The 13,079-nt window shown below is 63.6% G+C and carries 10 protein-coding genes and 1 CRISPR repeat array; of the genes, 2 read left to right on the forward strand and 8 right to left on the reverse strand.

What is annotated here, in order from left to right; genetic code table 11:
• The first annotated feature begins 167 nt into the window (after positions 1-167).
• Positions 168-2,392: direct repeats of the CRISPR family, unit length 29 nt; unit sequence CGGTTGAGCCCCGCGCCTGCGGGGATCGG.
• 110 nt (positions 2,393-2,502) lie between these two features.
• From cas2e to casA, 7 genes are read right to left on the reverse strand one after another with little or no spacing between them, the layout of a single operon-like run.
• Positions 2,503-2,796: a type I-E CRISPR-associated endoribonuclease Cas2e gene (gene cas2e / locus CR157_RS13850; RefSeq protein WP_110284123.1), complete on the reverse strand. Its 294-nt coding sequence runs from the start codon at positions 2,794-2,796 to the stop codon at positions 2,503-2,505.
• The gene (cas1e, locus tag CR157_RS13855; protein WP_110284124.1) at positions 2,796-3,716 is read right to left on the reverse strand and encodes a type I-E CRISPR-associated endonuclease Cas1e; all 921 of its coding nucleotides are present in this window, start codon (positions 3,714-3,716) and stop codon (positions 2,796-2,798) included. Before cas1e ends, cas2e begins: the two co-directional genes overlap by 1 nt.
• Before the next feature lie 24 nt (positions 3,717-3,740).
• On the reverse strand, positions 3,741-4,439 hold the full coding sequence (gene cas6e / locus CR157_RS13860; protein WP_110284125.1) for a type I-E CRISPR-associated protein Cas6/Cse3/CasE: 699 nt from the start codon (positions 4,437-4,439) through the stop codon (positions 3,741-3,743).
• Entirely contained in the window at positions 4,439-5,194 is a 756-nt protein-coding gene (cas5e, locus tag CR157_RS13865; RefSeq protein ID WP_110284126.1) for a type I-E CRISPR-associated protein Cas5/CasD, read from the reverse strand. The genes cas6e and cas5e overlap by 1 nt, the downstream gene beginning before the upstream one ends.
• A 9-nt stretch (positions 5,195-5,203) precedes the next feature.
• Positions 5,204-6,277: a type I-E CRISPR-associated protein Cas7/Cse4/CasC gene (gene cas7e / locus CR157_RS13870; RefSeq protein ID WP_110284127.1), complete on the reverse strand. Its 1,074-nt coding sequence runs from the start codon at positions 6,275-6,277 to the stop codon at positions 5,204-5,206.
• 38 nt (positions 6,278-6,315) lie between these two features.
• The gene (casB, locus tag CR157_RS13875) at positions 6,316-6,990 is read right to left on the reverse strand and encodes a type I-E CRISPR-associated protein Cse2/CasB (protein ID WP_110284128.1); all 675 of its coding nucleotides are present in this window, start codon (positions 6,988-6,990) and stop codon (positions 6,316-6,318) included.
• Positions 6,987-8,669 carry a type I-E CRISPR-associated protein Cse1/CasA gene (gene casA / locus CR157_RS13880; protein WP_110284129.1) on the reverse strand — a complete coding sequence of 561 codons (1,683 nt, stop codon included), beginning with the start codon at positions 8,667-8,669 and terminating at the stop codon, positions 6,987-6,989. Before casA ends, casB begins: the two co-directional genes overlap by 4 nt.
• Before the next feature lie 218 nt (positions 8,670-8,887).
• Between casA and CR157_RS13885 the strand changes: the two genes are divergently transcribed.
• A complete protein-coding gene (locus CR157_RS13885) occupies positions 8,888-9,319 on the forward strand; it encodes a DUF29 domain-containing protein (protein WP_110284130.1) in 432 nt (143 codons plus the stop codon).
• Positions 9,320-9,327: 8 nt separating this feature from the next.
• Here CR157_RS13885 and cas3 read toward each other — a convergent pair whose 3' ends face one another.
• Positions 9,328-12,006 (reverse strand): CRISPR-associated helicase Cas3', encoded by a 2,679-nt coding sequence (cas3, locus tag CR157_RS13890; RefSeq protein ID WP_110284131.1) that lies wholly within the window; start codon positions 12,004-12,006, stop codon positions 9,328-9,330.
• Positions 12,007-12,156: 150 nt separating this feature from the next.
• Here cas3 and CR157_RS13895 point away from each other — a divergent pair, with 150 nt between their 5' ends.
• A complete protein-coding gene (locus tag CR157_RS13895) occupies positions 12,157-13,026 on the forward strand; it encodes a WYL domain-containing protein (RefSeq protein WP_110284132.1) in 870 nt (289 codons plus the stop codon).
• The last annotated feature ends 53 nt before the right edge of the window (positions 13,027-13,079 follow it).

A 13,079-nucleotide genomic window follows, 5' to 3' on the forward strand; every position in this document is an offset into this window, starting at 1 on the left:
TCCGCTCGCCACGTGCACAATGACAAGCCTGGCAACTCGGCTGGGGTCTGACCCCATAGGGGCGGGCCTAGGCGCCTTTATTCGGCGAACATGTCGCCATCATCGAGAAATTCGCGGGGGTACCTCAGGGACCGGGCCCACCAAATAACGCCCTGGTGGGGCGACGCCGGTTGAGCCCCGCGCCTGCGGGGATCGGGATTTGCAGCAGCGCCATGCCCAGCTTGTGGGCGGTTGAGCCCCGCGCCTGCGGGGATCGGGCCAGGCCAATGAGGTAGCGCATGGGCATATCCGGTTGAGCCCCGCGCCTGCGGGGATCGGTCGGCACAGAGCAGCATCTGGGCGAAAACGTGCGGTTGAGCCCCGCGCCTGCGGGGATCGGGACAACATGCCTTGCTGGCCGTCGCACCCGGCCGGTTGAGCCCCGCGCCTGCGGGGATCGGGCCCCGGCGTGCCAGTCGGTGTGCCGCCAGAGCGGTTGAGCCCCGCGCCTGCGGGGATCGGCGCAGGTCCGCGCCCACCACGCCTCCGTAGTGCGGTTGAGCCCCGCGCCTGCGGGGATCGGGATGCGCCGATGCGCCTCCTCACCGGCTATCGCGGTTGAGCCCCGCGCCTGCGGGGATCGGAGCAGCTCGTAGCTGGACGGCGCCCTGGGTTTCGGTTGAGCCCCGCGCCTGCGGGGATCGGAGCACCGGGCAGCGCAGGCGCATCGCCAGCAGCGGTTGAGCCCCGCGCCTGCGGGGATCGGGCCCATGCCGACGACGCCATCCGCGTGTTGTGCGGTTGAGCCCCGCGCCTGCGGGGATCGGGTGTGGTCATACCAGCGATAGAACCGCTCCTGCGGTTGAGCCCCGCGCCTGCGGGGATCGGGTGGTGTACAGCGGTTCGCCGGTGCGCTCGTGCGGTTGAGCCCCGCGCCTGCGGGGATCGGGGGTCGATGTCGCCGCTCAGCGACTTGATCGACGGTTGAGCCCCGCGCCTGCGGGGATCGGGTCGAGCGCACTTCGCTGACGGGTGCTGCCGCCGGTTGAGCCCCGCGCCTGCGGGGATCGGGCCACCAAGACGCTCGACTCCAGCATGGTGGCCGGTTGAGCCCCGCGCCTGCGGGGATCGGGACGCCCAATCTGCATGCCAGCGCCGGCACGCCGGTTGAGCCCCGCGCCTGCGGGGATCGGAGTGACTACGTCTACGTGTTCGGCGAGAGCGCCGGTTGAGCCCCGCGCCTGCGGGGATCGGTACCGACCGCACACTTGGCAGTGCTCGCCCGCCGGTTGAGCCCCGCGCCTGCGGGGATCGGGTGACGATGGACACGTCGAACAGCCGCGCCTCCGGTTGAGCCCCGCGCCTGCGGGGATCGGATCTCGGCCAGCCTGGGGTTCAGGTTGATCATCGGTTGAGCCCCGCGCCTGCGGGGATCGGGCCTACGGCGAGGGCATGGACCAGGCCGAGCGCGGTTGAGCCCCGCGCCTGCGGGGATCGGGTGGCGCCATCGACCCCGCCGATGACGTTGGTCGGTTGAGCCCCGCGCCTGCGGGGATCGGCCGATCAGGCGACCTCGCTAAACCCCAAGTTGCGGTTGAGCCCCGCGCCTGCGGGGATCGGGCGATCACCGCCACCACCAGCGAGGAGGCCGCCGGTTGAGCCCCGCGCCTGCGGGGATCGGGATGTAGGGCTCGTGCCAGTGGGGGTTCAGCGCGGTTGAGCCCCGCGCCTGCGGGGATCGGGCTGACCGCCTACGTGGGCATTTGCTCAGGAGAGGTTGAGCCCCGCGCCTGCGGGGATCGGGGTTCTCTTGAGGCTAGCCCACGGATGCCGATCGGTTGAGCCCCGCGCCTGCGGGGATCGGTATATAATCGCCATGTTGGGCAGTGGAGATATTGGTTGAGCCCCGCGCCTGCGGGGATCGGATAACCGACTGCGCTACAGGCACCCCGATTTGCGGTTGAGCCCCGCGCCTGCGGGGATCGGGTACCAGTAGCCGAGCCCCTGGCCCCGGAAGGCGGTTGAGCCCCGCGCCTGCGGGGATCGGGTCGCCGCCTCGAATGACCGCCTGCGCGAGGCCGGTTGAGCCCCGCGCCTGCGGGGATCGGTGTCGGCGTCGACCGCCTGCATGGTGCCGTCGCGGTTGAGCCCCGCGCCTGCGGGGATCGGGGCGGTGGTGGTGGCATGGCCATGCGCGTCCCCGGTTGAGCCCCGCGCCTGCGGGGATCGGCAGTTCCAGTTTTCCCACAGCGCCGGGCGCACCGGTTGAGCCCCGCGCCTGCGGGGATCGGTTTCTTGAAGTGCACCGCCATCAAGCGAGGGCCGGTTGAGCCCCGCGCCTGCGGGGATCGGATTTGCGGTTTGCTGTATTCATGGTTCGGTTCCGGTTGAGCCCCGCGCCTGCGGGGATCGGACTAATCGTAGATTATTGTTCTACAAAAGGAAAATCGCCGATGGAAATTCCACCGACGATTTTGCCTATTTTTTGTACAGCGTGTTTTTTTAAAGAGCCTTGCGTTTCAACTACTTAATCTCTTGAGGAATAAAGCGCACCAAGCGTAGGCCATCATGGTCCCAGGGAGCGCGTCGGTTGGTGCCATAGGTCTGGAACTCGAAGCCGGATTCATCATTGCTGGCCCAGGCCATGGCGACATTGCCATCCTCGGCAAGAGCATCGATCTGCTCCCAGATCATTTCCCTGATGCGTTTGCTGACATCCCCAACATACACTCCGGCGCGAATTTCCAGCAGCCAGACGGCAAGCCGTCCTCTCAGGCGGGGCGGCACCGCTTCGGTCACTACCACGAGCATGGCCATCATCCACTCCTATGGCCGGCATCACCGATGGATGGCGGTTCGGGAATCGCCGGCGGTACGGCTTCCGGTGCAGGTGGTGGTGGCGTGATCTCCCCGGCCGCCAAGACCTCCTCGATCATCGGGATCAGCCGCTGCAATATCTTGGTCTGCTTGAAGGCGTCCCGGCAGGCGATACGAACCTCACGCTCCGCCATGGGAGGATTGCGCGCCGCGACCCGAAAGGCCGCGGGGACCACCGTCTCGAACTTGACGATATCGGCAATATCGTAGACGAAGCTCTTTGGCTTGCCGGTATGCAGAAAGCCTATGGCCGGGGCATAACCCGCCGCCAGAATGGCGGCCTCACTGATGCCATAGAGACAGGCGGTGGCGGCGGAAAGGCATTGGTTGGCTACATCGGAGGCGTCCCACTGGGTCGGATCGTAGCGCCGCCCCGACCATTTGACGCCATACTGCTTGGCGATCAACTGATAGGTCTTGCGAACCCGTGCGCCCTCGATGCCTCTCAGTTGCTCGACGCTTCGCCGCTCGGGTGGTGGCTCGCCGAAGCGCAGCTCGAACATCTTGCGTACGACCTTCAAGCGCAGTTTGTCATCGAGTGCCAGCTGGGCCTGATAGAGCAGCTTGTCGGATCGCGCGCCTCCTGGCTGCCCGGCACTATAGAGACGAACCCCGGCATCCCCGACCCAGATCAGCAAGGTTCCAACGGCTGCCGCCAACTTGACGGCAGCGTGGGAGACCCGGGTGCCCGGCTCCAGCAACAGGCAAGCCACCGATCCCACCGGGATATGCATGCGCTCGCCATTGACCTCATCGATGACCACGAAGGCGCCATCGCGCACATCGATCTGGCCCATACCGACGAAGATCATCGACATGCGATCCTTCATGGGGATCGGCTTGAGCGGGATAAAGCCCATCATGGCCTCCTTGCCGAGGTTGTCCTACGGTCGGCGGATCAGCATCAACCCACAGCCGAAGGCCTTGGCCCGACCGATACCATGCGCCAGGGTCTCGACCAGGCGACCCGGCTCGGTGACCTCCAGCAAGCCCTCATAATCCACGCTCGAATACTGAATGGCATTACGTCGCCCCGGCTTCTGCAGGGCATGTTGGCGATACGCCCCCACTTCCGGCGCCACCGGCAGATGAAAGCCGAGTTCTTCGACCCTCGTCTGCAGCCAGTCTCGCGCCGCCTGATCCATCGCTTGAACACATTCGGCACTTGTACGCTGTCCTGGTGGAAAGGGTTTCTTCGCGGCCATCAGCACATCGCTGCGGGGAGAGTGCTTGGCACCCTCCACCCGCCGTGCCACCGTAGGGTTTGCTCGCAGTCGAAAGGCCAAGCGATCCCCCTGGCGAAGCTCAGGGGCGAATGGCTTGCACTGGACGTCGAGCAGCCCCGGGATGGTCGAAGGCTCACAGCTGGAGAGCACGTAGAACAAGGGCAGCCCCTTGGGAGGCTTGCCTTGTTCGGTATCCTCTTCCATCTCCTGACGGAAAAGAAAGGGCCGGGGGCCCTGATGGCCTGGAAAGACCTGCCAAAGCAGTTGGTGGACACCATAGGCGCCACCCTGCATCACGTCGAACAGGGCTTCGCGGGAGAGGCCATTGAGATCGACACGAATACGTGAAAGGTACATCAGCGCCCCTCCTCTGCTCGAACAAACCGCCGAAACTCGGCACGTGGCCCGAACTGCCAGCGACGACGGTTGAGTGGCCGGTCCCATACATCGCTGGACTCTACGCCGCGGCTCTCGCCATCCAGCAGATCGGCCCGTCCTTCCCAGGCATACATCACATCGTCGGTAAGTCTCAAAGCTGCTTTTTCAGCCTTTTCCTCTTTACCAACCAGCACGGGAAACACCGTGTCCAGTGCATCACGCAGCCGCTCGGCCTGGACCAGCCGGGGAGCCAAGGGCGCTGCCAGGGGGCAGGACTTACGCCCCAGATAGAGCATGTAACATGGTCGTTTTAACGCTGCTTCCAATTCCTCCAAGGTATGCACCGCATCGTCGGAGAGCCATACCGTGACGGTCCAGAGACCGTCGCAGCGATAGTCGCGGCTGGAGAGGATGGTGTTGATCGCCTTGCGTGGCACATTCAACTCATCGCGGCGAGTGCGATAGCTCACCTTGGCCTGAGACCCCGGCACCTGGGCAGTGTGATAATCGCGCAGCAAGGTACCGGGGGAGAGCTGCTTGACGGCAATGTGAACGCTGCCACACAGCGCCTGCTGGCCGGCTTCGTCTTCGCGCTTGATGCCCAGGGCCGCCCCTAGAAGCCCGATGATCGCCCCTCGCCCGGGATGGGTAGCGGTGGGGCGCGACTCGCCCACTGCCGCTTCCCCCCAGCTGGCTAGTGGCGCATAGAGCCGAAAGACTAGATATTCCGTCATGTCGGCTCCTTAGCGCTCATTGCTGAGAAACTCGATCAAACCATCGAGATTACCCGTCACGATGTCTCCTTCGAGTGCTGGGCCCTGATAATCGGGCAACGCGGAGACGACATAGCGCCGATCGGCCCCCGCCCCATAGGCCCTGTCGAAGGCTTTCGCTTGCTCCTCGAGTCGTTCCACGGCATCACCGGCCTGATCCTGGCCGGCAACCGGGCGCAGGAAGGCGGCCGATAGCGAGCGCGGTTGCTGGTCGCCCTTCTCGGCCAGCACATAGCTGGCATGGGCACGGGAACCGAAGCTGTTCTGCTTGCCCTTCGGCGAAATACGCACAGCAGCCTCTACCAGAGCGGCAATGGCGCGGTCGGCGAGTTCGATATCTCCCTTGAGGTTGTCGAGCAATTGCTGACGGTCGATACAGACATAGCTATAGAACAGGCCGGCAGCGAAACCGGCTTCGCCGACATGGGCGGCCCCCCGATGTTCATCACCGGTGTTGAGGTCATCCACGGCGGTGAAGTAGTCGTCCTCCACCTCTGCCGCGTGGACGGTGATGGCATGGGCCACCTGACAGGCCGCCTCGACGTTGTATTCCGGCACCGCTGCCAACATACGGCCAAACAGCGCGATATCCGCCGCCGCCGGCTTGTGGCGGAGCAGGTCGAGATCGGCCTTCTCGGGCGCACGGTTCTCGGCGGCCAGGGTCTCGACCAGGGCATCTACCGCGGATTGCTCCTCGGGGCCGATATGCACCAGCTGGCTGGTTGCCAGCTCCCCCTTGGCGACGTCTCCAAAGACCCCGGCAATCTCGGTCGCCCACGCCCTGGCGTCCTTGTCATTGACGCCTTTTTCCAGCAGGTGCTTCTCTGCCTCGAGGCCCACGCGCTTGGTGCGGTGACCACGATACTGGCCCAGAGCTTCCTCGAACAGCGCGGAAGTCCGCCAGGTGCGCTTGAGGCTCTGGGAGGAGACGCGCAGGCGCTTGGCACCCCCCATGATGGCGGTCTTCGGCCGTCCCAGGTCGTCACGATTGAGATTGGCCGGCGGGTAGGAAGTCAGCAAATGCAGTTGAATGAAGTGGTTCATGATGAAGTTCCCTGTCGTAATAGATGGCGAAAGCTGGATCAGTCACTGGCGCGCTGATAGCGGGACAGCGCCTCGAAATAGTCATTGGCCCAGAGAAAGCCGAGCCGGCTGGATGGCTGGGGGGCCAACTCGCCCCGAGATTCGCGCCACCAGAGCGCGATATTGTCGGCCAGGTGGACAACGCTGACGCCTCGCTTGTCTGGCTTATCCTGAGAATCAACGAGTCTCAAGGCTCGCCTTAACCTTTTGATCAGTTCTTCCGATGATTGGCAACTCATAAGCTGCTGAAAACGTAGCTCACTCATGCAAGGCTTACCCGTTTCACTCTTCTGTTGCCCCAGTTGCCTCCCTAACGGGACATCTGAGATATCCTTGCGTAACTCGGACAGAATCAGGGCAATACAAGCCCAGGCCTGTAATCGGCTATCGCGCGGCTCGATGCTGTGCTTCCCGACTTGCTCCACTCGATGCCACAGAGTCCGAAAGGCCTCAGCCAGCATGGCAGCCTCCAAGGATTCACAGCGGCGCAACCTGGCCCGCACACCTTTCGGCCAGGGCGGTGCCTGGGTGAAGGCTTTCAGTTCCTCGGCAGGTAACGTCAAACGCCTCCACCAGTGACGCACCTCGTAGGCCTCTTCAGGACGCAGTGCCTGCAATCGTTCGGTGACTGCTGGTGCGCTCTCCGCCACCTCCATCGTTTCTCCCTCGCTCATGGCGCAACCTCCTCGGTTGATGTGGCTTCCTTGGATCCTGTTATCGCGAACCCTCCCTTCTTGGCGAACTGGGTGACGACCTTGCTCCCCTTGCTGCGCCCCGACAACCAGGCCCGCAGGTTACGGCGGGCCCCTGTGATGCGCTTCATATCCAGCTCGGCCATGGGTCCAGTCAGGGCCTGCGCATCGAACAACTGCAGGGCTTCGTGCCTCAAGGTTCGATACCAGTTTTCTGCAGCAGAGGACGGCATATGCGTACTCTCGCCCTCGCCGAGGGCTTGCTGCATATCAAAGAGGGCGCGAAAGAAAGCAGCCTGTGTTCGCTCATAGAACTGGGTATCGATGGGGCTCATGTCGCCCTTGGCATCGGCGGGACGCGAGAACCAGGCGGTCTTGACCTGGTTGCGCACCATCCAGGCCACTTGGCGGGCCAACTCGGTGAAGTCCTGCACCCAAGATCTCAGTACCGCCTGCTTCGCCGGCGGCACCGCGACCAGCGGCATCTCCACGCTATACCAGCCACGGGGCTTCATATTGTCCATGTCATAACCGAAGGCCCAGAGCCGGGCCTGACTCAGCAACGCCTCGAACGCCTCGCCATCGCGTCGTGCATCGCGATTGGCAGGCGCCTTGCCATGCAGGTAGTCATGCACCACGGCCGCCGGCAATGCGCCACTGTTCTCGGCATCCTTCAGCACCAGGTTCGACCAGTGGCGATAGCCCAGTCCGCCCGGCTGGCCCTTGGTGGAAAGCGGTGGCTCATTGGGCTTCTTCGGGTCACAGCGATAAGGGGTCAACGGATGCTCCCAAGGGCCGTCATAGTTGGCGCCGTAGTTCTTGGCCCGAATCTCGCTGACGGATCGGGGCGCTTCCCGTCCACAAAGATCACACTGACAGGGGCGCTCCTCGACGAGCAGGCGGAAACGACGCGGCATGGCCCAATAGGCATGCAGGGCATGCATGTCATTCGGCGACACGACGGCGCCCTTCTTGTCGCTGATGCGGGTAGGCCCAACCCAAGGAAAGAGGGTGTCGTCGTCCGGGCGAGGCGTCTCAACCTTGCCCTGCCGTGCAAAAGATTTGGTCGGCATCACGTTCAGCCACAGCCGTTGCCACAGGCTGGCCTCGGTATCATCCGGCATCACCAGGGTGGTAAGTGGGCCGCCACCGCGTAACCCCACCCGATACCCAGCACCTCCCGATGGGGCATTGATTTGTATGGTAAACAGGGCCAGTGCCGCACAATCGGAGCAGATCGCCTCGACCCGGCCACGCTTGACGAAGTGGTCGGTGTTGAGCTTGAGCCCATTGGCACCGGGCGAGTCGATCAGCAGGCCAGAGACCGGCGCAGGCTTGACATCCTCGAGCGGGTCGAGATCCTGCATAAAGCGCGGCCCATCGCCGTCTAGCTCGAACGCCGCCGCGATGGGCGCGAAGGCCGCTTCGAGAGCGTCGCGATCCAGCGGCTCAGCCAAACGATCCATCCAGCCATCGTGCTCTTCGGGCGGGAGCGCGGTCTGCACCAGCCCGATCAGCCATTGATAGGCGGCACCCTGAAAGTCGGCGCGGGGCAGCGCCAGATCGACGATATCGGGGTCGGCAATGGCCGAGGGCGAGCAGTAGGCCACGCTTCCATCCCTGGTGCGGAGGGGCAGCCATGCATGCATTAGCAGGTTCATGTCGACTCCAATAAGTTTATGTATTCAGTGACGATCAATTCACTGTAGACCATAATCCCCGAATAGCACCCTCCCTGTCCGTTCGGGGTTGAACCGTTTATGTATTCGACGGGTGCTGTGTTCCCCGCCCTGGCGGGGCTTTCTCCTCGTGACCCGCTGACGACGTGGCAGTTATCATGTCCAATAGACGTCGCAGGCGGGATCCAAGGAGCCGACAGATGCCGACACACTACGATCAGGACGCCTATGCCTGGGCACTGGAACAAGCGGCCCTGCTGCGTAGCGGCAAGCTGGATCAGCTGGATATCGAGCACCTTGCCGAGGAGATCGAAAGCATGGGCAAGAGCGAGCGCCGCGCCTTGATCAGCCAGTTGGCTCGACTTCTCATGCACCTGCTGAAATGGGACCACCAGCCTGAACGCCGCTCGCGTAGTTGGCGCCTGTCCATTCAGGATGCCCAGGCCAAGGTGGCTCGGCTGCTGGAAGACAACCCCAGTCTCAGGGCGACAATGCCCGAGCTGATGGCAAAGGCCTATGAGGATGCTCGCCGGGCAGCCGCCATCGAGACCGATATGGAGCCAGACAGCTTTCCCGGGGAGTGCCTGTACGGTTTCGACGAGACCATGGCCTTCGTTCCTGAGGAACACTGAGCAGAGGTTCACGACTGGCTCCCTTCAACGGCGACCAGTCCCCAGTGGGCACTGTAGCGCCAGCCTGAGTCCTTTTCGGCCAGCCACGGCTGTACGTAGCGCAGCGCCTGGTAGCGCTCCTGCAAGGCCTCCCACCGGGCCTGATACTCGGAGGGCAAGTCGGCCAACTTGCGGGCCTGGCTCTGGCGCAGCTTGATCTGGCTGAGCATATCGGCATGGCGCTTCTCCTCGGCCCAGAGCCCCAGAACACCTTCGGTATCACGCTTGAGTAGCGCCACATTGACCGTCGGTTCATCGACCAGTCGCGTGCCCATCTCCTGCTCTTCCTGCCACTTGTGGCGATCCCAGGCGTAGCCCGCCTCGAGCTCCAGGGCGTTGAACGTCGCCATCGACTCAGCGACACCCTGCATGCCCCGTTGCTCCCAGCGCGCCTCCTGAAGACCATCCGGCACCAGATCGATCACAGAGCCATAGACGCCCTCGATCAGTGCACGCGCTTCCTCAGGCATGCGGATTGCCCCCAACTCGCGCAGGATTCTCTGGGTCAACCACAGCAGGGAGGTATCCCGATAGACGGCATTGGTGCCAGGCAAGGCTCGCTTCAGCCACGACTCATCCGGCTCTTCCGACCATTCGGGTGCCAACACATGGAGGGCGGGGGTCCGGCGAGGGCCCCGCATATGACGCTGGAGACGCCCGGCACGCTGGACCAGCAGGTCGATGGGAGCAAGGTCGCTGATCATCAGGTCCACGTCACAGTCCAGCGACTCCTGAAAGACCTGGGTGCTGATCAGCACCTGACCTCGGCGCCCATCCGGCGTGGATGCCTTCCCGAAGCGTTCGATGACGTCGGACTCGATACGCTGACGGTCGATCATGGCGAAGCGGCTGTGGAACAGCAGGCACCGCTCCGGCTCGGGATGCCGCTCACGGATGGCGTCGAAGGCACGGATGGCGTCATCCACGGTATTGCGCACCCAGGCGACACAGTCGCCGCCCTCGACGGCCGCCATGACGGCGTCGATGGCTTGCTCTTCCTGGCTCAGCCAACCGACCTGGACCTCCCGCGATACCTCCGGGCGCGACTGCAACGCAACCTCACGAGGCGCCTCCTGGGTGATCTGCGTCAGCAGCGGAAATTCCTCCTGCTCCAGGGGAGCCGACTCCATGCCAAGCCCGCCCCGCCAGGCCGCAGCCAATGACTGGCGCATCGCTTTCGGCAGGGTAGCGGTCAACAGAATAGCGCTGCCGCCCTGACGTGCGTGATAACTCAACAGCTGATTGAGTAAGGTCTGCATGTAATGGTCATAGGCGTGCACTTCATCGACGATCAACACCTTGCGGGCCAGACCATAGAGACGCAGCGACTGATGGCGGAACGGCAACAACCCCATGAGTGCCTGATCGATGGTGCCTACCCCCACCTCGGCCAGCAGCGCCTTCTTGCGTGAGTCGGCGAGCCAGCGGTTGCACTGGGCGGTCGCCGTGGCCTCCCCAGGCTCATAGTCCCGATCCCCTGGCTGCGGCCTGTCGATGGCGGCCGAAAACGATTCACTCAGCTTGCTGGCTCCATGGGCCAGCACGAAGGAAGGATTGGAATCGGCCGTGTAGAAGCGCCGATGCAGCTTGCCGAGGCGGTCATACATGGCATTGGAGGTCGCCATGGTCGGCAAGGCGAAGTAGAGGCCTTCAGCATGGCCGGCGGCCAGTAACCGCTGGGCAAGGATGCAGGCCGCTTCGGTCTTGCCCGCGCCGGTAACGTCTTCAAGGATAAAGAGCTGCGGCCCCGCCGAAATCGTCAACGTCTCGACTTCTTGCTGCAAGGGGGTTGGCCTAACCGGCTTGCCATCGAACCAGGGCTCGAGCCCGGCATAGGGCAACGGCTCCGGTAGTTGACCGAACCCGGTATCGCTGAGTATCGCCTCGGCCCGGGGCAACGCATAACGCTCCCAATACGCGGCCAGCGGCATCTCTGCCTGACAATAACGAAAGCGCTCCTGGTTGGAGCCCAGCCAGTCGCTAAGCGTCGCCCAGCCCGCAATGGTCCAGCTCAGTGACCGGAAGATATCCAGCCATTCGGCCGAGACCAGTTGCACGACGGGCCACTCGATTTCGATGAGTTCTGCCCATTCCTCGGTGAATCGACGGGCGGCTTCGGTGTCGGCACTGATGGCGTCTTCGGCGAAGAACCGTTCGGGAATAAGCTGATCCGCCTCAACCGGCTGGCCATGATGGCCAAAGAAGGGAACCAGCAATACCTGCATGGCCTTGCGGCGCTGACGCTTTGCCTGACGCTCCAGATGCACCTCGGACCAGCGCAAGACTCCGCCTTCCAGCCAAGTCAACCAGTACTCCTGCCATAGAAGGGCACCCAGTCGGTCATGTCGCACGGTATATTCGTATCGCTCGACGGGCGAAACCAGCTTCACGCCTTCGGGCCGAGCCAGCCCCTGGAAAGTGCGAGAAAACTTGCCGAGATCATGCAAACCAAGCAGAAAGACGAAGAAGCGACGCAGCGCCTCGGGAGACATGGCGAGCTGTGTCGCCAAGTGCAGAGCCAGTGGGCGTTCAGGAGCGAGCAGATACCAACCGACGGCGGCCACATCGAGGCTGTGATAAGGCAATAGATGGCAGCTCTCACCCTCTCCCGATGGCTTCGCCTTGCCCCAGTACCGGAAATAACTCATTCCCGAACTCCATTTCGTTATTGATTGTTACTGCCCCATCTAAGCACCCTATCCCTGTTGCCACCACCACTGTCCATGAGACCAGCATATTTTTCAGGCCGATATTGATCATGGCCATGGTCGCAGAACAGCACCTGATAAGGAGGTTGTATGACCGCAATGGCACCACTTCCCTGGGACACCCTGGCCCGCTACCGGTTGATCGAGATCCTGGCGCTATGGGAGGGCCGGGTGGTGGCGTCGCAGCTTGGCCAGGCCTTCGGCATCGGGCGCCAGCAGGCGCAGAAGGTGCTCAAGCGCTATCGGGAATTGGTGCCCGCGAACCTGGTGTATGACGAGTCGCGCAAGGGCTTCCTGCCCGCCGAGGACTTCTCGCCACACTTCACCCTCGGCCGGGTCGAAGAGTACCTACATCTGCTGGGGTCGGGTCAGGGGCTGGACTCGCCTTTCACCGGGCTCGGCCTGGGGGCGGCGGATACCGAGTCGTTGCCCCTGCCCAGCCGCCAGGTGTCACCGGGGGTAGTACGCGAACTGGTCAAGGCGTCGCGCCAGGGGCTACGGCTGGAGGTGACCTATGCGTCGTTTTCCAGCCCGGCGGGGGAGGAGCGCATCATCGTGCCGCACACCCTGGTGTTCGCTGCCGGGCGCTGGCATGTGCGGGCTTTCTGCGAAAAGCACCTTGCCTATCGGGACTTCGTGTTGAGCCGCTTCCGCAGCGTGCCGGAGCCCTGCGGAGAGATGCTGGGGGCTCATGGCGGCCAGCATGACGAGAAGTGGCACACCCAGGTGGCGGTCAGGCTGATCCCCGACCGGCGGTTGCCCGAAGCCGAGCGTGAACTCCTCGCCATGGACTACGGCATGACGGATGGTGAGCTACTGCTGTATTGCCGAGGCCCGCTGGTGCTCTATGCCCTGCGGGAACTCGGTGTGAACCCGCATCACAGCGAACCCGATCCGCGCGCCCAGCAGATCGAGATCGCCAACCGCGAGGCGCTGGCCACCTGGATCCGCTGGGATTGACCCTGGGGCCTCTCCACGAGCCTCTCGAAAGATGGAAGCATGTTCAGCGAATA

It is taken from the genome of Halomonas sp. LBP4 (assembly GCF_003202205.1).
GTDB lineage: Bacteria > Pseudomonadota > Gammaproteobacteria > Pseudomonadales > Halomonadaceae > Halomonas > Halomonas flagellata.